We start from the raw sequence: 24,649 nt of genomic DNA, 5'->3' as shown, positions 1-24,649 counted from the left end.
GGTCCGGGAACGACGGCAACTAGCTCCCAACCGTCGTCTCCCCACTGATCCAGGATCTGCTTCGTGGCGTGAATAATAAGTGGCAAAGTGGCGTACTCCCATTTGGTCATAACCGATACGTTAGCGCGTCCTTGTAAACTAGTAGGTATGGCAGCTAAAAAGTCCCCGTTTTTTGATACGGCTACCACCCTCGGCAAGATCGTTGCCTTCTTTGGGGTGAGCGCCTTAAGTGGCGTCCTTGCGGCAGGGCTCATGGTCCCCATTGCGTCCCTTGCCGGCAGCAGTGCGAACGCCGGAACCGAAATCTTTGATGCCCTCCCGGCCAGTTTCAAGGGCGAGCCCATCGCGCAGCCCTCGAAGATCCTGGCCAAGGACGGTTCCACGATTGCGACGTTCTACTCGGAAAACCGGCAGCCGGTAAAGCTCAAGAACATTTCCAAGGTCATGCAGAGTGCCATCATCTCCATCGAGGACGAGCGCTTCTACGAGCACAACGGCATCGATGTCCGCGGCATCGCCCGCGCCGCGGTGAACAACTTCACTTCCTCGTCGCAGCAGGGCGCCTCGACCCTGACCCAGCAGTACGTCAACAACCTGCTGGTGAACGCCGACGTCGTCAACGGCGTGGACCGCTCCGAGATGACGATCTCCGGCTCCAAGGACATCGCCGACAAGGCACGCGAAGCCAAGCTGGCCATTTCCATCGAAAAGGAAATGACCAAGGACGAAATCCTCGAGGGTTACCTGAACCTTGTGCTGTTCTCCGGCCGCAACTACGGCATCCAGGCCGCAGCCCAGCGTTTCTACTCGGTGGACGCCAAGGACCTGAACCTGCAGCAGTCCGCGATGCTCGCCGGAATGGTCCAGCTGCCCAACGCCTACAACCCGGAGAAGTACCCGGAACGTAGCCTCAAGCGTCGAAACACCGTGCTGGCTGCCATGCTGCGCACCGGTGCCATCGACAAGAACGAATACGACAAGGCAGTGAAGTCCAAGCTGGGCGTCAAGCCGAAAGAGGTCAAGTCCGGTTGCATCGCCGCCGAGGATTCCGCCTACTTCTGTGACTACGTCACGAGGCTCATCACCACCGATGAGGCTTACGGCAAGACCCGCAAGGATCGCGAAAACCTGCTGTACCGCGGTGGCCTGACCATCAAGACGACGTTGGACCCGCGCCTGCAGAAGGAAGCGGCGAAGCAGTCCAGGGCCATGATCCCTGCCGACGACAAGTCGAACATCGGCGCGGCCATCGTGACGGTCGAACCGGGCACCGGCAACATCCTGGCCATGGGCCAGAACAAGGACTACGTCCCAACGGACAAAAACACCGGCCCGAACACCACCATCAACTTTGCCGTCGAGAAAGCACTGGGCGGGGCCGGCGGCTTCCAGGGTGGTTCAACGATGAAGCCCTACACCACGATGGCCTGGCTCGAATCGGGTCGCAACATGTGGGACCGGATCAGCGCACCCAATAAGAAGAACTACCCGGCTTCATTCCGTTGGAAGGCCTCATGCCTACCGCGCGGATACACCACCGTTGGCGGCGGCTGGGATCCAGCCAACGCGGTGAGCGGCTATCCCTCGTCCATGACGGTTGACTATGGCCTGTTCAACTCCGTGAACTCCGCCACCGTGGCCGAGGCCTCCAAACTTGACCTCTGCGACATTGCCGAGGGCACCGAACGCCTGGGCCTGATCGACTACGACAACGACATCGATCCGGCCACGGGTAAAAAATCAACCCTGGGACAGCCGATATCTCCGGCCAACCCGGCCTTCGTGATTGGTTCTGCCCGCATCACCCCGCTGGCCCAGGCCACCGCGTTTGCGACCTTTGCCAATAACGGCGAGTTCTGCGACAACCGTGCCCTGACCTCGGTCACCGATGCCAAAGGCACCGCATACAAGGTCAAGCCGGTCACTTGCGAGCAGGCAGTCAGCCCCCAGGTCGTCGCCGATATGAACGGCACCATGACAAAGATTGCCAAACAAAAGGTCACCAAGGGCGCCATCGACTACCCGATCTCCGGCAAGACCGGTACGAACAACAAGGCCAACTCGACCTGGTTCGTGGGTTACACCACCGGCATGGCCTCCGCCGCATGGGTCGGCCGTTACGACAAGCAACAGAACCTGGAGACCAAGAACAAGGTGATCGACGGCATCGCCCGTCGCTGGGTCGACTCCGGAACCTGGGCTTCCCCGCTGTGGACCAACTACATGAAGAAGGTCGGCGATCTCTACCCGACCGAATCCTTCGGCAAGGCCAAGTCCGCGCCCAAGCCTCCGGCCCCGAAGAAGGTGGAAGCCGACGACGATGACACAGCGGATTCGGCAAGCTCCGAAACCTCGGATTCAAAGGAAACCAAGGAGCCCAAGGAATCGGAAGCCCCGAAGGCGACCGCAACCCCCAAGCCCAAGGGAAACAGCGGAAACACGCCCAACCCTCCCAAGAAGACCGAAGATGACTAGTTCCCTCGCGACTTCATCATCGCTGGCCGAAGCGGTCTCACGCACTGTGCGTGGGGCCGCTTTGGCGGCTGGTGCGGCAACCGCCGGCGCCGGCATCCTTTTCGGATACGGATTGGGCCAGACCGCGCGCTTCGGCATCCGTGAGGAGACCCTGGCACTGCTGCCCCCTGGTTCCTTGCCGATCCGGATGCTCCACCTATCGGACATCCACATGGTGCCGGGCCAGGAGCTCAAGCGCCGCTGGCTGCAGTCCCTGGCGGATCTGAAACCAGACCTCGTGATCAACACCGGCGACAATCTGGGACACCTTGAAGGCCTGGACGCCTTGCTGGAGGCGTTGGACCCGCTGATGGCCTTCCCCGGGGCCTTCGTACCCGGGTCAAATTGCTACTTCGGGCCACGGCCAAAGAATCCGTTCCGCTATCTCGCCAAGCGCTCGGACACGCCGCGGAACTCCCCCAAGTACCAATTGCCCTGGCAGGAAATGCACCGCGCCTTCGGTACCGCCGGCTGGGTCAACCTGACCAACCGGAACCATTCCATGGCAGTGAACGGGACCCGCCTGGATTTCACGGGCGTGGACGATCCGCACCTGGACCTGGACCGCTTTGCCGGGTGGCCGGCCGGTTCCGCCACCTCCGGCTCGGCACCGCACCTTCGCATCGCGCTGGCCCATGCGCCGTACCAGCGCGTCCTGGACAGGTTCACTGCCGCCGGCACCGACCTGATCCTGGCCGGGCACACCCATGGGGGCCAGGTCTGCATCCCGGGCTACGGCGCCCTGGTGACGAATTGTGATCTGCCGACCTGGCGGGCCAGCGGGCTGACGCAATGGGACTTCGCCGGCAAGAGCACGCCGCTGAACGTGTCCGCCGGCATCGGGACCTCGCGCTTCGCCCCGGTGCGGATCGCCTGCCCGCCGGAGGCCATCCTGCTCACGTTGACGGCACAGGGGTAGCCCGACCCATCCGATTGATGAATCCCAACCCCACACTGTAGGGTATTCGCAGAAGCACAACCATGCGCGGGGATAGAGGTCGGACACCGGTGGCAGTACAACAAGGACACGCCCCCGCGGCGGGCACGCCCACGCTGGGCAGGACCTTTGCCCGGCTCATTCCCTTCGTCAAGCCCATCCTCCCCCGGCTGTTTTTCGGGTTCCTGTGCGCGCTGTTGGCCGGCGTCGTCGCCCTGACCATTCCCCAGGTCCTGGCATGGCTGGTGAACAATGTGCTGCACCCGGAAGGAAGGGGTTCAGAGGTTTGGCTGGCCGTGGGCCTGGTGGCTGCCCTCGGCGCCCTCGAGGCACTGCTGGTGTTCCTGCGCCGGCAATTCGTGATCACCCCCGCGGCCCGCCTGGAAACCCAGATGAGGGTGCGCCTGTACGGCCACCTCCAGCAGCTTCCCGTGGCCTTCCACGAGCGCTGGGGCTCCGGCCAGTTGCTCTCCAGGTCCATGGGCGACCTGAGCCTGCTGCGCCGGTGGCTCGCCTTCGGCGCGATGATGCTTGTGGTTTCCACCGTCACCGTGATCGCCGGGCTGACCCTGATGTTCAGTTCCAGCTGGGTGTTGGGCACCATCTACCTGGCCGGGGCCATTCCCATCTCCATCAAGGCGTTCCACTTCCGCAACAACTACCGGGCCGCCAGCCGGCTGAGCCAGGACCAGGCCGGGGACCTGGCCACGGCCGTGGAGGAATCGGTCCACGGCATCCGCGTCATCAAGGCCTTTGGCCGAGGCCGCCACATGTACGACGGGTTCAACACCCGGGCCGAGCAGCTTCGCGACACCGAGGTTTCCAAGGCCAGGACCCTGGCCAGCTTCATCCTCTACGTGGTGGCCATCCCCGAAACCACGCTGGGCCTGGGCCTGGTGGCGGGGCTGTGGCTCACCGCGCAGGGCGAACTGAGCGTCGGGGCGCTGGTTGCCTTCTTCGCCACCGCCACGGTGCTGGCCGGGCCGGTTGAACACATGGGCATGCTCATGGGCATGACCCTCACGACCAAGACCGCCTTGGACCGCCACTTCGAGGTCATGGACACCAACAACACCATCACCTCCCCCGACTCGCCCGTTTCCCCTACGGACCCGCGCGGGGAACTTGAGTTGCGCAACGTCCTCTTCCGCTTCCCCGACACCCCGGCCACCGCCGCACCGGTGCTGCGCGGCGTCAATCTGCACGTGGCCCCCGGGGAGACCATGGCACTGGTCGGGATGACCGGCACCGGAAAGTCCACGCTGCTCCAGCTCGTTCCCCGGCTCTACGAAGCCACCGGTGGCCAGGTCCTCATCGACGGCGTCGACGTGCGCGATCGGGACCTGGTCGAACTGCGCCGCGACGTGGCGGTCGCCTTCGAGGACACCATCCTGTTTTCCTCCTCGATCCGGGACAACGTGCTGTTGGGAGCCACCGGGCTCGACGGACCGGAACTGGACGCGCTGCTGGAGGATGCCATCGACACCGCCCAGGCCGGCTTCGCCCGCACGCTGCCCCAAGGCCTGGACACCGTCATCGGCGAAGAAGGCCTGTCCCTTTCCGGAGGCCAGCGCCAGCGCATCGCCCTGGCCCGGGCCATAGCGGCCAGGCCGCGCGTGCTGGTGCTCGACGACCCGCTCTCGGCCCTGGACGTACGCACCGAGGAAGCGGTGACACAGCGGCTGCGCACCACCCTGGCCGGGACCACCACGCTGATCGTGGCCCACCGGCCATCCACCGTGGCCTTGGCCGACAAGGTTGCGCTGCTGAGGGACGGGCTCATCGACGACGTGGGCACGCACTCGGAACTGCTGGCACGCAACGAGCACTACCGCTTCGTCATTGCCAGCCTCGTGGACGAGGAATCCGACATCATTCCCCTTGAAGGCGGTCCGCTAGCATGAGCCAGAACATCGGTGTCGCCAACGAGGACGCCATCACCCTGTCCAAGGACGAACGCAAGCGAGTGCGCGCTCGCTCCTGGAGGCTGCTGGCCACCCTGGCCAGGACACAAAAGCGCATGCTGGCGCTCACCGTGGTGCTCGTGGTCATCTCCAACGCCGCCCGCGTCGCTTTCCCGCTGATCATCGCCTGGGCCATCGACTGGGGCCTGCCGCAGGTCGCCGCCGGCAACTGGGCGCCCCTGGGCATCACCGGCGGCGCCTACGTGCTCTCGGCCATCGCCGCCGGCACGCTGCTGGGCTGGTACATCCTGTGCACCGCGAAGATCTCCCAGGCCATGCTGCTGGATCTGCGCCTGCGCGTCTTTCGGCACACCCAGCGCCTGAGCCTGGAGTTCCACGAAAAATACACCTCCGGGCGCATCATCTCCAGGCAGACCTCGGATCTGGAGACGCTGCGCGAACTGCTGGACCAGGGCATTTCCGAACTCGCCTCGGCCGCCGTCTTCGTGACCTTCACCCTGGTATCCATCTTCGTCCTCGACTGGCGCTCGGGGCTCGTGGTCGTCATCGCCGCCCTGCCCATCTGGCTGCTCTTTGGCTGGTACCAGAAACGCTCGGAACTGGTCTACCGCGAATCCCGGGTGGTCTCGGCCCGGGTCATCGGCAGCTTCGTGGAAACCATGACCGGCATTCGCGCCGTGAAAGCCTTCCGCAAGGAACGAGCCAACGACGCCGCCTACGCGCAGGTCGCCGGCCAATACCGGGACAACTCGATCCGCTCCATCAACCTCTTCGGCGTGCTCCAGCCCTCGCTGGTGCTCATCGGCAACCTGTCGGTGGCGGCGGTGCTGGCCTGGGGCGGGTTCCGCATCCTTGACGGCGAGCTGGGGGTGGGCGTGCTGGTGGCCCTGCTGCTGGCCACCAAGCGGGTGTTCCAGCCGGTGGAAAACATCGCGATGTTCTACCAGTCGCTGCAATCGGCAACCGCGGCGCTGGAAAAGGTCTCCGGACTGCTCGAGGAGGAACCCACCGTGGTGGAACCCGCCAAGCCGCAGCCGCTGGAACAGGTTGCAGGTGCCGTGGCATTCAAGGACGCGGTCTTCGGGTACGGGGACGGCCCCGTCGTCATGGACAGGTTCGACCTGGCCATCCCGGCGGGGCAGACCGTTGCCGTGGTCGGGCAGACAGGCGCCGGCAAGTCCACCTTGGCCAAGCTGATCGCCAGGTTCTACGACCTGCGCTCCGGGTCGCTGACCCTTGATGGGGTGCCGATCGAGCGGATCGCCAACAACGACCTGCGCCGGCATGTGGTGATGGTGACCCAGGAGGCCTTCCTCTTCTCCGGGACCGTGGCCGAGAACATCTCCCTGGGCAAGCCCGGCGCCAGCATCGAGGAGATCATCCTGGCCGCCCGCGCCGTGGGCGCCCACGAATTCATCACGGCCCTGCCCGAGGGCTACGACACCGACGTGAACAAGCGCGGCGGTCGCGTCTCCTCCGGCCAGCGCCAGCTGATCTCCTTCGCCCGGGCGTTCCTGGCGGACCCGGCGGTGCTGATCCTCGATGAGGCGACCAGCTCGCTGGACATCCCCTCCGAACGCGCCGTGCAGCGCGGGCTACAGACCCTGCTGGGCAACCGGACCGCGCTGATCATCGCGCACCGGCTCTCCACGGTGCAGATCGCCGACCGGGTGTTGGTGGTCCACGACGGACGAATCGTCGAGGACGGCACCCCGGCCGAGCTCATCGGCGCCGAAGGCCGCTTTGCCGCGCTGCACAAGGCCTGGCTCGACTCGCTGGTCTGATCCCGCCCCTGCCGCGCCCCCTGAGGGTCCCGGACACGACAAAGGCCCTGGCCCCCCCGTCCTGCACGGATGGGGGGCCAGGGCCTTTGTCGGTGGCGCGGATCAGGCGCTGAAGGTCAGTCCCGTCAGCCGCTCGTAGGCATCGATGTAGCGCGCACGGGTACGCTCGATGATCTCCGCCGGCAGCGCCGGGGGTTCCTCGCCGGAGTTCTTGTCCCAGCCGGAGGCCTCGGAGGTGAGCCAGTCGCGGACGAACTGCTTGTCGAAGGACGGCTGCGCCTGCCCCGGGGAGTAGGTCTCCGCGTCCCAGAAGCGCGAGGAGTCCGGGGTCAGCACCTCATCGCCCAGGGTGATCTCGCCGTTGGCGGGATCGATCCCGAACTCGACCTTGGTGTCGGCCAGGATGATGCCGCGGGTGCGGGCAATTTCCTCGGCGCGGGTGTACAAGGCCAAGGTGGCGTCGCGCAGGTCGGCGGCCTGCTGGCCGCCGATGCGGGCAGCGGTTTCCTCGAAGGTGATGTTTTCGTCGTGCTCGCCGACCTCGGCCTTGGCCGAGGGGGTGAAGATGGCAGGTTCCAGCTTGGAGCCATCGACCATGCCGGCCTTCAGCGGAAGCGCGCAGACCGTCTGGCGGTCCTTGTATTCGGCCAGCCCGGAGCCGGTCAGGTAGCCGCGGGCGATGCACTCGATCGGGAACATGTCCAGCTTCTTGCAGACCATGGCCCGGCCGGCAACGGCGTCCGGCACGTCGGTGGAGATGACGTGGTTGGGGATTCCGGCCAGCTTGTCGAACCACCACAGGCTCAACTGGGTCAGCACCTTGCCCTTGTCCGGGATCTCGGATTCCAGCACGTAGTCAAAGGCGCTGATCCTGTCGCTGGCAACCACCAGGACGCGGTCGGTTTCCTCGAAGGAGGAATCGGCCGGAATGTAGAGGTCGCGGACCTTGCCCGAGTAGTGGTGGGTCCACCCCGGCAGGTCCAGGGTTTCGGTTTGCAGGCCTGACATCTAGTGTGTTCCTTCCGAGACGCTGATCTGGCCGTTGGCGGCCTTCAGCGCAATGTCGGTGCGGTGCTGGGCACCGTCCCAGGAGATGGCAGCGACGCCTTCGTAGGCCTTGTCGCGCGCGGCGTGCAGGTCGGCCCCCAGGCCCACGACTGCCAGCACGCGGCCGCCGTCGACGACGACCTCGCCTGATTCGTTGCGGGTGGTTCCGGCGTGCAGCACCGAGACGTCCTCGATGGCCTCTGCCGCTTCAATCCCCTGGATCGCCGCTCCCTTGACGGGGGCATCTGGATAGTTTTCGGCTGCCAGGACCACTCCGACGGCGGTCTCGGGGCGCCAGTGCAGCAACTCGGCGTCATCGAGTTCGCCCTTGGCCGCTGCCATCAGCAGTCCGCCCAGCGGGGTCTTCAGGCGTGCCAGCACTGCCTGGGTCTCGGGGTCGCCGAAGCGTGCGTTGAATTCAATGACGCGGATGCCGCGGCCGGTGAGGGCCAGGCCGCAGTACAGCACACCGGTGAAGGGGGTGCCGCGGGAGGCCATGTCGCGCAGCGTCGGGTAGGCGACGCGGTCCATGACCTCGTCGACGAAGCCGGCGGGCAGCCAGGGCAGCGGCGAGTACGCGCCCATGCCGCCGGTGTTCGGTCCCTCGTCGCCATCAAAGATGCGCTTGAAGTCCTGGGCGGGTGCCAGCGGGACAGCATGGGTGCCGTCGCAGATGACAAAGAGGGAGACCTCCGGGCCGTCAAGGAATTCCTCGATGACCACGGTGCCGCCCGCGGCGAAGCAGGCCTCTGCGTGGGCCAGGGCCTCTGCGCGGTCGTTGGTGACCACGACGCCCTTGCCTGCTGCCAGTCCATCGTCTTTGACCACATAGGGGGCGCCGAAGGCATCGAGCGCCTCGGCCGCTTCCTCGGAGTTGGTGGCGACCTTGGCCATGGCGGTGGGCACGCCTGCCTCGGCCATGACCGTCTTGGCGAAGGCCTTGGAGGCCTCCAGCTGGGCAGCCGCTTGCGTGGGGCCAAAGACGGGGATGTTCGCGGAGATCAGTGCGTCGGCAACACCTGCCGCCAGTGGCGCCTCGGGACCAACCACCACCAGATCCGAGCCCAGTTCGCGGGCAAGTGCCACCACTGCCGCGGGATCCTGGGCATCGATTTGGTGGGTGGTGACGTCACGCGATATCCCGGCATTGCCGGGTGCGCAATGCAGGTCGGTGACGTAGGGATCCGAAGCCAAAGCGCGGATCAGTGCATGTTCGCGGCCGCCGGGGCCAATAACCAGTACCTTCACGAGGCTTAAGCCTACCGGCTCCGGTCCCCTCAGTGCCCACCCGGGTCGCGGGACCGACGCATTTGCGCCAACTTCGCACCGGGTCCACCGTCCTCCCCGGGCGGTGCGCCCGATCCCGACCCCGCAGGCAAGCGGTGGCTGCGCCTATGCTCGTGTACATGGAGAAGGAAACCTTGTGGCAGCAGCAGGCCCGCCAAGATCCGAAGCAGGCCAAGAACTACATCGACCGCTTTGCTCAACTGCGCGAATCCGGCGCAGACCTCGACGGCGAGGCGAGGTTCGTTGATGCGTTGCTCCCGCGGGACGCGCGCGTGCTCGATGCCGGCTGCGGGACCGGGCGGGTGGGCGGGGCGCTTGCCGCTCGCGGACACCGGGTCACCGGAGTGGACCTGGACGAGGAGCTCCTGGCCGCCGCCCAACGCGATTTCCCCGGCTCCCGGTGGCTGCCCGGTAACCTGGCATCGCTGGACCTGCGGGATGCCTCCGGGACCCGCGAAACCTTCGACGTGGTCGTCTCCCCCGGAAACGTCCTGGCCTTCGTGGCACCGGGCACCGCCGGCGCCGTACTGTCGTCGCTGGCCGCGCATCTGGCGCCCCGCGGCCGACTGGTCGTGGGCTTCTCCCTGCTCAAGGACTACGCCTTCGGAACGTTCGAGGCCGACGTGGCAGCGGCCGGCCTGCGGATCGCTTCCAGCTTTTCCACCTGGGACATGCGTCCGCTGCGCCCCGACTCGGACTTCGTCGTTGCACTGATGGAGAGCACGCAGACCGTAAACTAGGTCACATGCCCGAAACGCTGATTGCCTCCGAAACCGTCGACCTAGTGGTGCTCGAGCGCAACGGCTTCGTTGAATCCCGCCACCGCGGTTCCGCGGTGGTCGTTGATGCCGCGGGCGAGGTGCTCACCGCGCTGGGAAACCCGAACACCCTGGTGTACCCGCGCTCCGCCCTCAAGCCCTTCCAGGCCCTTGCCTCCATGCAGTGCGGGGTTCCGCTGCGCGGCGCCCAGGTGGCCCTGGCCTGCGCCAGCCACGTGGGGAGCACTGAACACACCGACGTCGTTGAATCCATGCTGGCCAAGGCCGGCCTGGACGAATCCGACCTGCTGTGCCCCGCCGCCTGGCCGGCAGACCCCGAAACACGCGCCGAACGGTTGCGGGCGGGACTTCAGAAGTCGGCGCTGTCGTTCAACTGCTCGGGCAAGCACGCGGCATTCCTGTGGGCCTGCACGGAAAACGGCTGGGACACCAAGACCTATCTCTCCGCGGACCATCCCCTGCAGCAAAGGGTGATCGAGGTCATCGAGGATTATGCCGGGGAGAAAATCTCCCACCTGGGCGTGGACGGATGCGGGGCGCCGGTACCGGTCATCTCCCTGGCCGGACTTGCCCGGGCCGCTTCCAAGCTGGCCCAGGCCCCGGGGAACAAGCATGCCGAGGCGCGGGCGGCAACCATTGCCACGGCAATGCTGGACTACCCGTGGGCGGTCCAGGGACATGGCCTGCCCAACTCCCTGGTGATGGAGGACCTGGGGGTCATCGCCAAGCTCGGCGCCGAGGGCGTGTTGATGCTCGCAGCCCCCAACGGAACGGCCGTGGCCGTGAAGATGCAGGACGGATCGGGCCGTGGAACCGACCTGCTGGGCCTGACGCTGCTGGCCAACGCCGGCGCCATTACCACCGGCCAACTGGCCGACACCCTGGCCAAGCTGACCCGTCCGGTGCTCGGCGGGGATGCCCCCGTGGGTTCGGTGCGCCTGGCAACCCCGGTCATGGACTTGCTGGATTCCTGATATCCAGTGGCCATCAAGCGACGCATTGATCCGGCAGAGGGGGCCCGTGCCCTCGGCCGGTGGATCGAGACCGAAGAGGCGGAAGCCGCGGCGCTGCCCCGCCCGGTCATAGCCCTGGCCGTGCGCTACACGCTGGAGGAACTGGCCAGCCGCGCCGAGGGCAACTCCGTGGAGGTGCGCGTTCCGCCGTTCGGGGTGACCCAATGCATCGCGGGTCCGCGGCACACCCGCGGCACTCCCCCGAACGTCATCGAGCTTCCCGCCCAGCTCTGGCTGGCGCTGGCCTCCGGCAGGATCGGCTGGGACGCGGCGCTGGCCACCGGAAAGGTCTCCGCCTCCGGGTTGCGCGCCGACCTGTCCGCCGAACTGCCCCTGGTTTAGTACCCTAGAGGGTATGGAATCCAGCCAGAACCCCACCAATCCCACCCCCGCCGACGAGCCAGGCACCCAGGTCGAGGTGGAGGTCTACGCGGCGCCAAGGTTCTGGCCGTTCGTGGGCATTGGCGCCCTGGTGGGCGTCGTCGTTGCCCTCGTGTCCGCGTACACCGGCGAGGAATCGGCGAACTTCACGCGCGCCTCCGTGGCAGGATTCCTGTCCGTCGGCTTTGCCTTCTTCGGCGTCCTGCTCGCCAGCATCGTATTCCTGGTTGTGGATCGCATCACACGCAAGAAGGCACGTCGCGCGCTTGCCGTGCCGATGGGTGATCCAGAACACCGCTAGAACCGTCCCTGTGGGTGACTTCACGCCCCATCGTGCCCCTTGCTCGTGAGAGAATAATTCCTATGGCGCGTGGTGACGGAAACCTAAATCATGATCTTTTGCCCAACGAGAAGGGCCCGCAGGATGAATGCGGTGTCTTCGGTGTTTGGGCTCCCGGCGAAGAAGTGGCGAAACTGACCTATTACGGTCTGTATGCGCTTCAGCATCGCGGGCAGGAATCGGCCGGATTGGCCACGAGTGACGGACAGCGGATCAATGTCTACAAGGACATGGGTCTGGTCTCCCAGGTGTTCGACGAGAACACCCTCAATTCCATGCCCGGGCACCTGGCCATTGGCCACTGCCGCTACTCCACAACCGGGGCAAGCCACTGGGCCAACGCCCAGCCGACGCTCGGCCCCACCGCTGCGGGCACCGTGGCGCTGGCGCACAACGGCAACCTGACCAACTCGGCCGAGCTCATGGAAATGGTCAACGACCTCCATGCAGAGTCCGAGGAAAAGGTCCGCGGCGAAATCGCCCAGGGCAACACCACCGACACCGCACTGGTGACGGCACTGCTCAACGGCTCCAACGGCGAAACCCTGGAAGAGTCGGCGCTGCGCCTGCTGCCCAAGCTCAGCGGCGCCTTCTGCTTCGTCTTCATGGACGAGCACACCCTCTACGCCGCACGCGACACCTACGGCGTACGTCCGCTGGTGCTCGGCCGTCTCGAGCGCGGATGGGTAGTGGCCTCCGAACAGGCAGCCTTGGCCACCGTGGGTGCAAGCTTCATCCGCGAAATCGAACCCGGCGAGTTCATCGCCATCGACGCGGAAGGGGTGCGCTCTCAGCGTTTCGGCGCCGCCACTCCGGCCGCCTGCGTCTTCGAGTACGTGTACCTTGCCCGCCCGGATGCCTCGATCAACGGCCGTTCGGTTTACGAGTCCCGCGTGGAAATGGGCCGCCAGCTGGCCCGCGAAAACGCCGCCGAGGCCGACATCGTCATCCCCGTTCCCGAATCCGGCACCCCTGCCGCCATCGGCTACGCCGAGCAGTCGGGCATCCCCTTCGCCCACGGCTTCGTGAAGAACGCCTACGTGGGACGAACCTTCATCCAGCCGTCGCAGACGCTGCGCCAGCTCGGCATCAAGCTCAAGCTCAACGCCCTGGAGCCCGTTATCAAGGGCAAGCGCGTTGTCGTCGTCGATGACTCGATCGTCCGTGGCAACACCCAGCGCGCCGTGGTGCGCATGCTGCGCGAGGCCGGCGCCGCGGAGATCCATGTGAAGATCTCCTCCCCGCCCATCAAGTGGCCCTGCTTCTACGGCATCGACTTCGCCACCCGCGCCGAGCTCATTGCCAACGGCGCTGCAGTGGACGAGATCAGCCAGTCCATCGGGGCCGACTCGCTCGCCTACATTTCCGAGGACGGCATGATCGACGCCACCCTCCAGAAGCGCGAACGCCTGTGCACCGCATGCTTCACCGGGGACTACCCGATCGCATTGCCGGGTTCGGACCGCATCGGCAAGAACCTGCTTGAACGAAGCAACCAGGCGGGATGTGAGCCGGGCCCGGATGCCGAATTCGAGTCGGCACTCACCGCCGCAGACAAAACACCGCGCAACTAAGCAAAGGACAGTTTCAGAGATGACAAGTGCCACCCCTGAGAATTCCGGAATCACCTATGCTTCGGCCGGTGTCGATGTCGAGGCCGGTGATCGCGCCGTTGAATTGATGAAGGGCGCCATCAAGGCCACCCACAACGCCAACGTCCTGGGCGGGGTGGGGGGCTTCGCAGGCCTCTACGACGCCTCGAAGTTCCTTTCCTACAAGAAGCCGCTGCTGGCCACCTCCACCGACGGCGTCGGCACCAAGGTCGCCATTGCCCAGGCCATGGACATCCACCACACCATCGGCCACGACCTGGTCGGCATGGTCGTCGATGACATCGTCGTCGTGGGTGCCGAACCGCTGTTCATGACCGACTACATTGCCTGCGGCAAGGTCGTGCCCGAGCGCATCGCCGACATCGTCCGCGGCATCGCCGAGGGTTGCCAGATTGCCGGCACCGCTCTGGTCGGCGGCGAAACCGCCGAGCACCCGGGCCTGCTGGGCGAGCACGAATACGATGTCGCCGGTGCCGCCACCGGCATCGTCGAGGCCGACGGCCTGCTCGGCCCGGAACGCGTCAAGGACGGCGATGTCATCATCGGCATGTCGGCCTCCGGCATCCACTCCAACGGCTACTCGCTGGTGCGCAGCATCGTCGCACACGCAGGCTGGGCCCTGGATCGCCACGTGCCGGAATTCGGCCGCACCCTGGGCGAGGAACTGCTGGAACCGACCCGCATCTACACCATGGACTGCCTGGATTTGGTCCGCGCGTTCAACGTCGACGGCGCCATCAAGGTGCACGGCTTCAGCCACGTCACCGGCGGCGGCCTGGCCGCCAACCTGGCCCGAGTGCTGCCGCAGGGCCTGATGGCCACCGTGGAACGCTCCAGCTGGGCACTGCCGGCCGTCTTCAAGGTCATGGCCGAGCTCGGTTCCGTGCCGCAGCCGGACCTGGAGCGCACGCTCAACCTGGGTGTCGGCATGGTTGCCATCGTCGATGCCGAGATCGCCGACGCGGCACTGGCCCGCCTGAACGCCCGCGGCATGAACTCGTGGGTGATGGGCACCGTTGGCGCGGTGACCGAGGAAGCCAAGACCGCAGGTCAGGACTACGTCCAGGGCGCCAAGGGCGTTGACGGCGGTGCCGTGCTCATGCGCGGCAACTTCGCCGGCTAACTGCCAGGAGCCTTGACCAGTTGAGGGACCGCGCCCATTGGGCACGGTCCCTCAACTGATTAACCGCCCGGGCCGGACACGAGGCTCAAAGGCATGGGCCACGGCTACATGGGCCGGCGCACGGCCCCGTCGCCAGATGATTCCAGAACGGCAATGGCCTCGGCGATGTTGCTGCGCCACCTGTAGTCGGCCTTGGAGTCGCCGCGGGTGGGACCGCCGTTGATCAGGCCGACCGGTTTGCCGGAGCTGCGGGCGTCCAGCAGCAGCTTGTAACCGCTCATGACGGCAAGCGAGGAGCCGATGACCAGCAGGGAAGCCGATTGGGCCTCGAGTTCCTTGAGCCGAACCTTGCGCTCGGGCGGGACGTTCTCGCCGAAGTAGACCACATTGGGCTTCAACTTCTTCGATCCGCACACCAGGCAACCAATCATGTGGAACTCGGCCACATGGGCCTCGTCGAGGGTCACGTCGCCGTCGGGATTCACCAGCGAGGGATCCAGGTCGATGCGCTCCAGGTAGCCGGGATTCGCCTCGTGCAGCCTGACATCGAGGTTCTCCCGGTTCTCCAGTGCTCCGCAGTTCAGGCAACTGATCTGTTGCAGGTCACCGTGAAGGGGGATGACGTTCAGGGAACCCGCGGCCACATGTAGCCCGTCGACGTTTTGCGTGACGATGCCGCTGATTTTTCCCGTTGCTTCCCACTGGGCCAAGCTGCGGTGGATGGAGTTCGGCGCCGCCTGGGCCATGTGCCGCCAACCCACGAAGCTGCGGGCCCAATACCGGTGCCGGGCGCTGGGCTCGTGCAGGAACTCCTGGTAGGTCATGGGCCGGTGGCGCAGCAGCGAGCCCTTCGGCCCCCTGTAGTCGGGGATTCCCGAATCGGTGGACACCCCGGCGCCGGTGAGCACCAGCACGGACCCTGCCTCCAGCATCCTGCGGATGCCGGCGGCGGCAATGGCCGCATCCTGCAACGGGGCATTCTCGCCAACCACGCGTTCGATCGAACGAATGGCTGCACGGTGCGCCATCTGGATCCCGAGCCGACCCTCATGAAGCATGTTCGACTACCTCGGTTCCCCGGGCATGGCAAAGGCCGCGGTCACCGACGCAGTTACTGCGCGGTGGCCACGGCTGCCGTTTTCACGTACTGGAAAAACCATAACCGCCTATTTTCCGACGGTCACTTCAGGGAGTCGGCGCATCAGCTGATGCGCCGTTGGTCGTCCTCGTCGTCATCGTCTGCGTACTTGTCTTCGTAATCCGAATAATTGGATTCGTAAGGTACGTCGACAGGGCTTGGTGTCGAGGTACTGTGACCACGATTCTTTCCAAGCTCGCGTTCCAAGGCGGACAAATCAGTGGCCGGGGAGAAATATTTCATGTCCCTGGCCTGTCGTGTCGCTTTTGCCTTCTGACGGCCGCGCCCCATGGCGTGACCCCCTTTTTTCAGTAGATCTGGAGGTGGTCCACCCGTGTCAGGTGGAGGCCCCAGAATATGTGACTAATTCTTTCGTATTTCAAGGTTAACATGATTCGGCGGCGAGTGCCTGCCCGGAACCTCCGTTCCGCCGGTAGAGTATTATTTTGTCCACCAAGTCGACTGCCAACCGCCCGGGAGCTTGCTTGCCTGATCCGCCACAGCCAGAGCCGAGAGCCGCGCTTCCTGCTCTAAGTGCCAAGTCACAGACGCGTTCTTGGTGGCGTGCCCCGGCTCTTTGGGCGTTGCTCGGCGCACTGGGAATCATGTTGATTGTGATCTACGGAGCCGACAGGTTTTTCGGCCAGGAAGACGCCCCGGAACCGATCACGGAAGTGACGCGAAACGCATCTCCGGGCCTCGACGGGATCATCGCATCCGACGTCCCTGCGGATCAATTCCGGGACGGAGATTGCCTTCAGGGATTTACCGGCCCGCTCGAACCTTCAACCGTCGTCACCTGCGAGACCGCCCACAACGCACAACTCATCGGGACCTTCACGATCGAAGGGGATGCATTCCCCGGACCCGAGGCAATCCTTGCGCAATCCGAGGAGCTTTGTAAATCCGTCCCCTTGGATCCGACCAGCCCCCTGGACACCGGCTGGTCCTATCATTTCTCCCGCCCCTCCGAAGCAACATGGCAGACCGGCGACAGAGCGGTTGCCTGTTTCTTGGCCCTGAACGAGGGAACCGTGCGGGTCTCCATGCTTCCGGCCGAAACCTCCGCCCTGAACACCTGATCCCCCGGGCCTGAAAAGTCTCGCCGGCGCCCGGGAGTGGCAACAACCACCCCCGGGCACCGGCGTGATGCGGTCGGCCGTTATCCTCGGCGCGAGGAGACGACGAGCCCATCTGCGGACTCATTGACGCCGACCACGACGGTGTCGCCGTCCTGGATGCTTCCGGCCAGCAATTCGCGAGCCAGCCTGTCCCCGATTTCGCGCTGCACGAGCCGACGCAGTGGCCGGGCGCCGAAGGCGGGATCGAAGCCGGTCAGGGCCAGCCAGTCACGGGCTTGGTCGTCCACCTCTAGCTGCAGGCGGCGTCCGGCGAGACGCCGGGCCAGAGTGTCGACCTGCAGGGCCACAATCGAACCCAGCTCCTCCAGCGAGAGCGGGTCGAACATGATCACGTCATCCAGCCGGTTCAGGAACTCGGGCTTGAACGAAGAGTTCACCAGATTCATCACGGCCTCCCGCTTGGTGTCCTCGGGCAACGTCTGGTCGACCATGAACTGCGAACCGAGGTTCGAGGTCATGATCAGGATGACATTGCGGAAATCGACCGTGCGTCCCTGCCCGTCGGTGAGACGCCCGTCGTCCAGGACCTGCAGCAGGATGTCGAAGGCCTCGGGGTGGGCCTTCTCGACCTCGTCGAGCAGCACCACCGAGTAGGGCCGCCGGCGCACAGCCTCGGTGAGCTGGCCGCCTTCCTCATAGCCGACGTAGCCCGGAGGGGCGCCGACAAGCCGTGCGACCGCGTGCTTCTCCGAATACTCGCTCATGTCGATGCGAACCATGGCGCGTTCATCGTCGAAAAGGAAGTCGGCCAGGGCCTTGGCCAATTCGGTCTTGCCCACGCCCGTGGGGCCAAGGAACAGGAACGAACCTGTCGGGCGGTCAGGGTCGGAGATCCCGGCCCGGGCCCGGCGCACCGCGTCGGACACCGAGACGACAGCCTTCTGCTGTCCGATCAGCCGGTGGCCAAGGAAATCCTCCATGTGCAGCAGCTTCTGGCTTTCGCCCTGCAGCATGCGACCCGCCGGGATGCCCGTCCACGCGGAGATGACCTCGGCAATGTCGTCGGCGGTGACCTCATCGGCCACCATCAATTCCTGGTCGCCGCCGGAGGCTTCCGCGCGTGCAGCATCGTCCATGTCCTTTTCCAGCGCCGGGATCTCCCCGTAGAGCAGCCGCGAGGCGCCCTCCAGGTCGCCCTCGCGCTGCAGTTTCTCGGCACGCGAACGCAGATCGTCCAGGCGCACCTTGAGGTCGCCGACCCGGTTCAGGCCTGCCTTCTCCGATTCCCAGCGCGCGTTGAGCGCATCGAGCTCTTCCTTCTTGTCCGCCATGTCGGCGCGCAACGCCTCGAGCCGTTCGCGGGATCCGGGATCGGTTTCATCCTTGAGGGCCAGCTCCTCCATGGTCAGGCGGTCCACCGACCGACGCAGCTGGTCGATTTCCTCGGGATACGAGTCGATTTCCATGCGCAGCCGGCTGGCCGCCTCGTCGACCAGGTCGATGGCCTTGTCCGGAAGCTGGCGCCCGGCGATGTAGCGGTCGGAGAGGCTCGCCGCGGCCACTAGCGCCGAGTCGGCGATTGTGACCTTGTGGTGCGCCTCGTAGCGCTGTTTGAGCCCGCGCAGGATGGCAATGGTGTCATTGACGCTCGGCTCCCCCACGTACACCTGCGCGAAGCGGCGTTCGAGTGCCGGGTCCTTCTCGATGTTCTGGCGATACTCGTCGAGCGTTGTGGCGCCAATCAGGCGCAACTCGCCGCGGGCCAGCATGGGCTTGAGCATGTTGCCGGCATCCATGGCACCCTCGGATGCTCCTGCACCCACGACAGTGTGGATCTCGTCGATGAACGTGACGATCTGCCCGTCGGAGGCCTTGATCTCTTCGAGGACGGCCTTGAGGCGTTCCTCGAATTCGCCGCGGTATTTCGCCCCGGCAACCATGGCGCCGAGGTCCAGGGAAATCAGCGTCTTGCCGCGCAGCGATTCGGGAACGTCCCCGGCAACCATGCGCTGGGCCAGGCCTTCGACCACTGCGGTCTTGCCCACCCCGGGATCCCCGATGAGCACCGGGTTGTTCTTGGTGCGACGCGAAAGAACCTGCACGAGGCGGCGGATCTCGGTGTCGCGCCCGATCACCGGATCAAGCTTGCCCGAACGGGCAATGGCCGTCATGTCGGTGCCGAACTTTTCCAGTGCCTGGAAGGTGTTTTCGGGATCGGGGTTGTTGACCTTGCGGTCGCCGCGGATCGAGGGCAGGGCGCTGGCAAGGGCCTTCCGCGTGGCCCCGGACTCGCGCAGGGCCTTGCCGGCGGCGCCGGTGTCTTCGCTCAGGCCCAGCATCAGATGCTCGGTGGAGACGTATGCGTCACCCATGCCCGCCGCGGCCTGCTGGGCGGCGGTGATGGCTTGCAGGATGCCGCGCGAGTACTGGGCCTGGGCCACGCTGTTCCCGGATGAAGTGGGCAAGGCCTTGATGGCGGCACTGGCCTGGACCGAAACCTGGTCCGGGTCGATCCCGGCGGCCTTCAGCATTGCCACGGCCACCGATTCGCGCTGGTCGACAAGCGCCTTGAGCAGGTGCGCGGGCTCCACCTGCGGGTTTCCCGCCGTGGAGGCGTTCATTCCCGAAGCGGAAAGGGCTTCCTGGCTCTTGGTCGTCAACTTCGTGTCCATACTCATCCCTTCGTTGTTGGTTGATCACTCAAACTTGAGTCTACATCACTCAACTATGGACAACTGAAGAATATTCCTGCCCAAACGCCGAAACGTCGGCGACCCCCAAGGGGTTGCCGACGTTCGGTCATGCGAAGGCCGGCACGCTCGCGCACCGTCCCGCCCTAGACTTCCTTGATCGCCGAGACCTCGAACTCAAGCAGCACTCGTTCGGATACCAGGACGCCCCCTGAATCGAGCGCCTTGTTCCAACTCACGCCGTACTCGCGGCGGTCAATGCGGCGGCTGCCCTCAAAGCCCGCACGGAGGTTGCCGAACGGGTCGGTCTCAACGCCGGTGAATTCCATGGGGACGGCAATCTCGCGCGTGGTGTCCTTGATGGTCAGTTCGCCGTTGACGATGAAGCTGTTCTCATCCACTTGGTCGATGCGCGTGGACCGGAAGACGATTTTGGGGTATTTCGGAGCATCGAAGAAGTCGTTGGTCCGCAGGTGCTTGTCGCGGTCTGCGTTGCGCGTGTCGACACTGGCCACCTTCACCGACATCTCGACCGTACTTTTACCGACATCCTCCACGTCGACATGAATGGTTCCCTCGACTTCGTTAAAGGCACCCCGCACCTTCGTCACCATCGCGTGGCGGGCGTTGAATCCGATACGAGTGTGGCCTGGATCGAATCGCCACGTCCCCGCGTAGGCTGGATCGAGCTGGGTCATTGTTCCCCCTTGGTTGCGGTGCAGCAGAGTTAGTCCCCCCCCGACTGCTGCTCACATTACCAACGCAATGGACGAACGTCTCCGGTTTCCCGCTACTTTTTGCCGGGATCCACGAGACTTCCGAAGGGCACGGCCGGAGTCGCGCTATCCGGTGGGGACCGGCCATGCCCTTCGCTCGGAAGCCACCGGTCCGCCGCAGAAAACGCGGACAGGGCAGGAAGTGCGTCGGCATGCCCAGGGCAAGGTGCCCGTGCCGGATAAAACGCGGACCTGTTCAAGACGACCGTGCCTCTGGGCCCACGGTCGCGATCACGCAGAGGAGCGCCTCCTCTGCACCCGGCCCACGCGCAGAGGCACCTGAAAGGTCAGCCGTCCACTTATCCCTTGGCAGCGGCCTCCAGAACCGCGATATCAAGTTTCCTCATGGGCATGAACGCTTCGACCACCCTTCGGGCGACCTCCGGATCCGGGTCGCTGAGCAACTCGACCATGCGAACCGGGACGACCTGCCAAGACATGCCAAAGCGGTCCTTGAGCCAACCACACTGGCTTTCTTCCCCACCGTCGGTGAGCTTGTCCCAGAAGTAGTCGACCTCGCTCTGGTCCTCGCACATGATTTGGAAGGAAATGGCTTCGTTGAACTTGAAGAGCGGGCCACCGTTTAGTGCAACGAAGGGGCGTCCATCGAGATTGAATTCGACTGTCAGCGGCTCGTTCACCGGATTCCCCTGCGTATCCATGTCGAGTTGTGAAACGATCCGGGAATTCGGGAAAATGCCGGTGTAGAACCGGGCTGCTTCCAGCCCTTGTCCATCGAACCACAGGCAGTTAATCAGGTCTTTCATCGGTCTTGGCCTCATCCAGTCGACAATTGGCGTTGCTTCTCACAACCACAGACTAGAAATCGCTTCTTCGAGATACAAGGGGCGGCGCCGATATCCGTCGTTGAAGTTTGATACTCCGCTCCGCCGCCATACGGCGATCGCGGGTCTCAGCGGGACATCGGCATGTATCGGGCGCTCGGAACGATTTCCTTGCCCAGGGGCATAAGGGAAATCGGGATCATCTTCAGATTCGCGAGACCGAGCGGAATGCCGACGATGCTCACGAACATGGGGATCGCGGTCACGACGTGCCCGATGGCGATCCAGATGCCGGCCACCAACACCCAGATGACATTTCCAATGGTTGAAAATGCACCTACTTGGCCACGGTCCACCACGGTGCGCCCGAAGGGCCACAGCGCATACAGGGCAATGCGGAAGGACGCGATGCCAAAGGGAATCGTCACGATGAGCAGGCAGCAAATGATCCCGGCCAGGACGTAGCCCAGCGCCAGCCAGATGCCGCCGAAAACGAGCCAGATGATATTCAGGATCACGGAAAGAGTGTTTCGCATGATTCAAGTCTCTCCCTGGAGGCCGGGGCACACCATGGGGTAACACCCTGAGCCATCCCCCATTGTTCGGTGACGCTTTCCAATGATCCGGAAGGAAGCCCCCTGGGTATTCGATAATCACGGGCCACGCGTAGGAGATTGTTGGATGCCGCCTGTGTTGACTATGGGCACGGATCCAAGACCGGGCAGGTGTTCGACCCCTTGGAACCATCGCCCTCATACCTGGTTGTCCTCGTCCCGGATCCGACGTGAGATTGACCGCACCAATGACATGATCTTCCAGGCCGTCGTCCCATCCGCGACGTTGCTGCGCCCGCCTTGCGGTGCGTGCCATTCCATCAGCGACAGGCCCGCGGGCGCCCCCGGGGTCTCTTTGGATGTCGACACGTTTGGCTGGAAACACCGCAACACTGCCGCCGTACCGAGGATCCTTTCCGGTTTGCGCTCCAAGGAGTACGCCTTTGTCGCCATCACCGAGCTCATGGGCCCCGCGGGGCTTGGTGCCGGTGAGACCTACGCCCGCGCCGCGGCGGGAGAAGCCCGGCCAGTGGAAGTCCGGGAAAGTGGGACACTGAAGTTCGCTACCCTTAACTACATGAGCATTCCCCCAGAACGCAAGGCGCCGGTCAGCGGCCGCGCCGTCGACGACCTCAGCTTTTACCAAACCGAACCAGTGTCGTTTGTCCGCCGCGGCAGCCGCTTGCACGGGCGCCGCGCCGATGCCTGGGAACGCACTGCGCAAAAGTACATCATCGAGCCACCCCGCAACCAGGCCGACACGTCTGTGGCCGAAGGCTACGAATTCGACCAGCAGGCCCTCTACGGCCGTACGGCACCGCTCATTGTCGAGATCGGTTCGGGTCTGGGCGAGGCAATGGCATTTGCCGCCAGCGAGAACCGCGACAAGGACTTCCTGGCAGTGGAGGTCTACCGGCCCGGACTGGCTGCGCTCATGGTCCGGGTGGAAAACAACGAACTGACAAACGTGCGTGCGGTGCAGGCCAACGCCCCGGAGGTCCTGGACTCCATGCTCCCGGCAACCTCGGCCGACGAGATCTGGGTGTTCTTCTCCGATCCGTGGCACAAGATCCGCCACCACAAGCGCCGACTCATCAAGGACACCTTCGTCCAGAAGCTCGAACGTGTCCTGATTCCCGGAGGCGTTGTCCGTCTTGCGACCGACTGGTCCAACTATGCCGAGCAGATACGGGATGTCTTCGACGCTGCCCCTGCATTCACCAACCTCCACCCGGGCGAGTTGTCCGGCGAAGACAGCAACCTCACCAGGGTCCGCCGCCTCGGCCTGGAAAACGAGGACCGGGATCCCGGCTTCACGGATGGGCGCGGTGGCTGGGCCCCGCGCTTTGAGGGCCGCACGCTGACCAGCTTCGAGGGCAAGGCGTTGAAGGCCGGTCGGCTAATCTTCGACCTGGCATACCGCAAGGATCTTTAGGACCAGCGCCATGCCGGGGCGGTGCGGGGTTTGGGCCCTGCACCGCCCTCCCGTGTTTAAGGCAGGGGTGCCTGTCCGGTGGTGATCAGCGCCAGGTTCCGCAGCGAAAGCGTGTCGGGATCCCGATAACCCCTCGTCGAGGACGGCTTGTCGTCCCGGAATTGGGAGGTATTGTGGCCCTGGGCCGCGTGCAACCCCAGCCCCGGCTTCGGTCCGACGTTGAATTCATGGCCAGCAAGCAATTTGCGACCCGAGAAGGTGCGCCCCAGCCATGCCAGGTAGTCCCCCTCGGCGATCGCCTCGTAGATGTTGGCCGATGGCACGTTGAGGCGGCCCGGATCCCGCGAAAAGTGCCGGGGAATCCCGGCCGAACCGATCATGGCCAGCGCCTGGGCCCCAAGCCCGCGCCCGGATTCCGCGTCCAGCACCTGTGCCGCAAGGGTCGCCGCATAGGAGTGTGCCTCCACCGCCATGTGCGGCTTGTCGGGACGCAGCCGGACGAAAGTAGCCAGGTCCTGGCCCAGCCGTTGCAGCCCGCGCCGCGCCGCGGTGTTCAGCAGTGCGCCGGTTAGGTTCGGTGTTCGATATCCCAGCCAGGCCACGACCGCGGGTTCGGCGACCCCTACCTTTTGTTGTTCCAGGTATAGCTGTCCGGCCTCCCGCACGCTGCCCCACAACGCGTTGCGTGCCCGGATCCCTGTCCCCGAGAGCTGGAAGGTGACGTGGGTGGCGGTGTCCAGGTCGCCCACGGCGACGGCCGCCAGTGGTTCCCTGGCGGAGAGATCAAGGTACAGCAGGTGGCGGGACGGAATGGCCGGGTCCATGGACCCTCGGCGCAAGGCATGGGCGGTGCCGTCCAGGCCCTGGCGATGGGACGTGCCCAGCCGGCCGCGGATCGCGCACAACGCCTCGAACCGGTCGTGGGCAGCGGCGGAGAGCTGCGCATAGCTCTCACCCGAAGTCAGTGGCGAATCATCGCTGCTGTTCATGGAAGCTGCTTGCCCCGCGGCTTCCACACCACCACGGCTTGGCTGCGGCCGCGCGGCCGTTGGCCCCGTGCCAGCGACACCACGTCGCCGGTGCTGCCGGCGGCAAAGACGCGTCCGAGTCCGGACGCCTGGCGGGCGCTGCGCAGGGCGAAGACCTCGTTGCTCAGTTCACCGACCCTCGATCTCAGTGCGGCAACCTGGTTTTCCAGGGCCATGATGCGCTTGATGCCCTCCAGGGACACCCCGTCCTTGGAGAGCCGCTGGATTTCCCGCAGCAAGTCCACATCGTGTTCGGAGTACCTGCGCTGCTTGCCGCCTTGGCGGGAGGGCGAAACCAGACCCAGCCGGTCGTATTGGCGCAGCGTCTGGGGGTGCATGTCGGCCAGGTCGGCCGCCACAGAAATGACGAAGATCGGCCTTAGTCTGTCATTGCCCATGATCCCTGCCTTTCAATTAT

22 protein-coding genes are annotated in these 24,649 nt (G+C 65.0%); 12 read left to right on the top strand and 10 right to left on the bottom strand.

Going from position 1 to position 24,649, the window contains the following annotated elements; all coding sequences use genetic code 11:
* Window positions 1–147: 147 nt before the first annotated feature.
* The 4 genes from OIU93_RS12455 (at window position 148) to OIU93_RS12440 (ending at window position 7,160) form a co-directional block, all read left to right on the top strand.
* Complete coding sequence (locus OIU93_RS12455) at window positions 148–2,475, top strand: transglycosylase domain-containing protein (RefSeq protein WP_264270402.1); 2,328 nt, start codon at window positions 148–150, stop codon at window positions 2,473–2,475.
* A complete protein-coding gene (locus OIU93_RS12450) occupies window positions 2,468–3,433 on the top strand; it encodes a metallophosphoesterase (RefSeq protein WP_264270401.1) in 966 nt (321 codons plus the stop codon). Before OIU93_RS12455 ends, OIU93_RS12450 begins: the two co-directional genes overlap by 8 nt.
* Window positions 3,434–3,522: 89 nt before the next feature.
* Entirely contained in the window at window positions 3,523–5,355 is a 1,833-nt protein-coding gene (locus tag OIU93_RS12445; protein ID WP_372342922.1) for an ABC transporter ATP-binding protein, read from the top strand.
* On the top strand, window positions 5,352–7,160 hold the full coding sequence (locus tag OIU93_RS12440) for an ABC transporter ATP-binding protein (protein WP_264270400.1): 1,809 nt from the start codon (window positions 5,352–5,354) through the stop codon (window positions 7,158–7,160). Before OIU93_RS12445 ends, OIU93_RS12440 begins: the two co-directional genes overlap by 4 nt.
* A 102-nt stretch (window positions 7,161–7,262) precedes the next feature.
* Here the strand turns inward: OIU93_RS12440 and OIU93_RS12435 are convergent, their stop codons facing one another.
* Window positions 7,263–8,168, bottom strand: coding sequence for a phosphoribosylaminoimidazolesuccinocarboxamide synthase (locus OIU93_RS12435; RefSeq protein WP_264270399.1), 906 nt, complete (start codon window positions 8,166–8,168; stop codon window positions 7,263–7,265).
* The gene (gene purD / locus OIU93_RS12430) at window positions 8,169–9,455 is read right to left on the bottom strand and encodes a phosphoribosylamine--glycine ligase (RefSeq protein WP_264270398.1); all 1,287 of its coding nucleotides are present in this window, start codon (window positions 9,453–9,455) and stop codon (window positions 8,169–8,171) included.
* A gap of 158 nt (window positions 9,456–9,613) precedes the next feature.
* Between purD and OIU93_RS12425 the strand changes: the two genes are divergently transcribed.
* From OIU93_RS12425 to purM, 6 genes are all read left to right on the top strand, one after another.
* Complete coding sequence (locus tag OIU93_RS12425) at window positions 9,614–10,234, top strand: bifunctional 2-polyprenyl-6-hydroxyphenol methylase/3-demethylubiquinol 3-O-methyltransferase UbiG (RefSeq protein ID WP_264270397.1); 621 nt, start codon at window positions 9,614–9,616, stop codon at window positions 10,232–10,234.
* Between the two features lie 5 nt (window positions 10,235–10,239).
* Window positions 10,240–11,247 carry an asparaginase gene (locus OIU93_RS12420; protein WP_264270396.1) on the top strand — a complete coding sequence of 336 codons (1,008 nt, stop codon included), beginning with the start codon at window positions 10,240–10,242 and terminating at the stop codon, window positions 11,245–11,247.
* A gap of 6 nt (window positions 11,248–11,253) precedes the next feature.
* On the top strand, window positions 11,254–11,628 hold the full coding sequence (locus tag OIU93_RS12415) for a sterol carrier family protein (RefSeq protein ID WP_264270395.1): 375 nt from the start codon (window positions 11,254–11,256) through the stop codon (window positions 11,626–11,628).
* Between the two features lie 13 nt (window positions 11,629–11,641).
* A complete protein-coding gene (locus OIU93_RS12410) occupies window positions 11,642–11,968 on the top strand; it encodes a hypothetical protein (protein ID WP_264270394.1) in 327 nt (108 codons plus the stop codon).
* A 62-nt stretch (window positions 11,969–12,030) separates the two neighbouring features.
* Window positions 12,031–13,581, top strand: a complete 1,551-nt coding sequence (gene purF / locus OIU93_RS12405; RefSeq protein ID WP_264270393.1) for an amidophosphoribosyltransferase — start codon at window positions 12,031–12,033, stop codon at window positions 13,579–13,581.
* 19 nt (window positions 13,582–13,600) lie between these two features.
* Window positions 13,601–14,743, top strand: coding sequence for a phosphoribosylformylglycinamidine cyclo-ligase (purM, locus tag OIU93_RS12400; RefSeq protein ID WP_264270392.1), 1,143 nt, complete (start codon window positions 13,601–13,603; stop codon window positions 14,741–14,743).
* A 104-nt stretch (window positions 14,744–14,847) separates the two neighbouring features.
* Here the strand turns inward: purM and OIU93_RS12395 are convergent, their stop codons facing one another.
* Both OIU93_RS12395 and OIU93_RS12390 read right to left on the bottom strand, forming a co-directional pair.
* Window positions 14,848–15,801, bottom strand: a complete 954-nt coding sequence (locus tag OIU93_RS12395; RefSeq protein WP_264270391.1) for a Sir2 family NAD-dependent protein deacetylase — start codon at window positions 15,799–15,801, stop codon at window positions 14,848–14,850.
* Between the two features lie 143 nt (window positions 15,802–15,944).
* On the bottom strand, window positions 15,945–16,172 hold the full coding sequence (locus OIU93_RS12390; RefSeq protein ID WP_264270390.1) for a DUF3073 domain-containing protein: 228 nt from the start codon (window positions 16,170–16,172) through the stop codon (window positions 15,945–15,947).
* A gap of 314 nt (window positions 16,173–16,486) precedes the next feature.
* Here OIU93_RS12390 and OIU93_RS12385 point away from each other — a divergent pair, with 314 nt between their 5' ends.
* Entirely contained in the window at window positions 16,487–16,963 is a 477-nt protein-coding gene (locus tag OIU93_RS12385) for a septum formation family protein (RefSeq protein ID WP_264270389.1), read from the top strand.
* An 80-nt stretch (window positions 16,964–17,043) separates the two neighbouring features.
* Here OIU93_RS12385 and clpB read toward each other — a convergent pair whose 3' ends face one another.
* The 4 genes from clpB to OIU93_RS12365 all read right to left on the bottom strand — a co-directional run bounded on the left by clpB (window position 17,044) and on the right by OIU93_RS12365 (window position 21,750).
* Complete coding sequence (gene clpB / locus OIU93_RS12380) at window positions 17,044–19,635, bottom strand: ATP-dependent chaperone ClpB (protein ID WP_264270388.1); 2,592 nt, start codon at window positions 19,633–19,635, stop codon at window positions 17,044–17,046.
* 164 nt (window positions 19,636–19,799) lie between these two features.
* Entirely contained in the window at window positions 19,800–20,351 is a 552-nt protein-coding gene (locus OIU93_RS12375) for a YceI family protein (protein ID WP_264270387.1), read from the bottom strand.
* A 377-nt stretch (window positions 20,352–20,728) separates the two neighbouring features.
* The gene (locus OIU93_RS12370) at window positions 20,729–21,196 is read right to left on the bottom strand and encodes a VOC family protein (protein ID WP_264270386.1); all 468 of its coding nucleotides are present in this window, start codon (window positions 21,194–21,196) and stop codon (window positions 20,729–20,731) included.
* Window positions 21,197–21,342: 146 nt separating this feature from the next.
* A complete protein-coding gene (locus tag OIU93_RS12365) occupies window positions 21,343–21,750 on the bottom strand; it encodes a YccF domain-containing protein (RefSeq protein ID WP_264270385.1) in 408 nt (135 codons plus the stop codon).
* Window positions 21,751–21,832: 82 nt separating this feature from the next.
* Here OIU93_RS12365 and trmB point away from each other — a divergent pair, with 82 nt between their 5' ends.
* Entirely contained in the window at window positions 21,833–23,203 is a 1,371-nt protein-coding gene (gene trmB / locus OIU93_RS12360) for a tRNA (guanosine(46)-N7)-methyltransferase TrmB (protein ID WP_372342921.1), read from the top strand.
* 56 nt (window positions 23,204–23,259) lie between these two features.
* On the opposite strand, the gene OIU93_RS12355 is transcribed toward trmB, so the two are convergent.
* The gene (locus OIU93_RS12355; RefSeq protein ID WP_264270384.1) at window positions 23,260–24,192 is read right to left on the bottom strand and encodes an alpha/beta hydrolase family protein; all 933 of its coding nucleotides are present in this window, start codon (window positions 24,190–24,192) and stop codon (window positions 23,260–23,262) included.
* The gene (locus tag OIU93_RS12350) at window positions 24,189–24,629 is read right to left on the bottom strand and encodes a heat shock protein transcriptional repressor HspR (protein ID WP_264270383.1); all 441 of its coding nucleotides are present in this window, start codon (window positions 24,627–24,629) and stop codon (window positions 24,189–24,191) included. Before OIU93_RS12350 ends, OIU93_RS12355 begins: the two co-directional genes overlap by 4 nt.
* Window positions 24,630–24,649: the final 20 nt, after the last annotated feature.

The organism is Paeniglutamicibacter sp. ZC-3 (genome assembly GCF_025847175.2).
Classification (GTDB): Bacteria; Actinomycetota; Actinomycetes; order Actinomycetales; family Micrococcaceae; genus Paeniglutamicibacter; species Paeniglutamicibacter sulfureus.
Note: the sequence above shows the minus strand (reverse complement) of the source record. Positions and strands in the feature narration are given on the sequence as shown.

Coding starts and splice junctions, on each gene's coding strand:
- OIU93_RS12455 (WP_264270402.1), top strand. CDS start 148: ATGGCAGCTAAAAAGTCCCCGTTTTTTGATACGGCTACCACCCTCGGC.
- OIU93_RS12450 (WP_264270401.1), top strand. CDS start 2,468: ATGACTAGTTCCCTCGCGACTTCATCATCGCTGGCCGAAGCGGTCTCA.
- OIU93_RS12440 (WP_264270400.1), top strand. CDS start 5,352: ATGAGCCAGAACATCGGTGTCGCCAACGAGGACGCCATCACCCTGTCC.
- OIU93_RS12435 (WP_264270399.1), bottom strand. CDS start 8,168: ATGTCAGGCCTGCAAACCGAAACCCTGGACCTGCCGGGGTGGACCCAC.
- OIU93_RS12425 (WP_264270397.1), top strand. CDS start 9,614: ATGGAGAAGGAAACCTTGTGGCAGCAGCAGGCCCGCCAAGATCCGAAG.
- OIU93_RS12420 (WP_264270396.1), top strand. CDS start 10,240: ATGCCCGAAACGCTGATTGCCTCCGAAACCGTCGACCTAGTGGTGCTC.
- OIU93_RS12410 (WP_264270394.1), top strand. CDS start 11,642: ATGGAATCCAGCCAGAACCCCACCAATCCCACCCCCGCCGACGAGCCA.
- purF (WP_264270393.1), top strand. CDS start 12,031: ATGGCGCGTGGTGACGGAAACCTAAATCATGATCTTTTGCCCAACGAG.
- purM (WP_264270392.1), top strand. CDS start 13,601: ATGACAAGTGCCACCCCTGAGAATTCCGGAATCACCTATGCTTCGGCC.
- OIU93_RS12395 (WP_264270391.1), bottom strand. CDS start 15,801: ATGCTTCATGAGGGTCGGCTCGGGATCCAGATGGCGCACCGTGCAGCC.
- OIU93_RS12390 (WP_264270390.1), bottom strand. CDS start 16,172: ATGGGGCGCGGCCGTCAGAAGGCAAAAGCGACACGACAGGCCAGGGAC.
- OIU93_RS12385 (WP_264270389.1), top strand. CDS start 16,487: ATGTTGATTGTGATCTACGGAGCCGACAGGTTTTTCGGCCAGGAAGAC.
- clpB (WP_264270388.1), bottom strand. CDS start 19,635: ATGGACACGAAGTTGACGACCAAGAGCCAGGAAGCCCTTTCCGCTTCG.
- OIU93_RS12375 (WP_264270387.1), bottom strand. CDS start 20,351: ATGACCCAGCTCGATCCAGCCTACGCGGGGACGTGGCGATTCGATCCA.
- OIU93_RS12370 (WP_264270386.1), bottom strand. CDS start 21,196: ATGAAAGACCTGATTAACTGCCTGTGGTTCGATGGACAAGGGCTGGAA.
- OIU93_RS12365 (WP_264270385.1), bottom strand. CDS start 21,750: ATGCGAAACACTCTTTCCGTGATCCTGAATATCATCTGGCTCGTTTTC.
- trmB (WP_372342921.1), top strand. CDS start 21,833: ATGATCCGGAAGGAAGCCCCCTGGGTATTCGATAATCACGGGCCACGC.
- OIU93_RS12355 (WP_264270384.1), bottom strand. CDS start 24,192: ATGAACAGCAGCGATGATTCGCCACTGACTTCGGGTGAGAGCTATGCG.
- OIU93_RS12350 (WP_264270383.1), bottom strand. CDS start 24,629: ATGGGCAATGACAGACTAAGGCCGATCTTCGTCATTTCTGTGGCGGCC.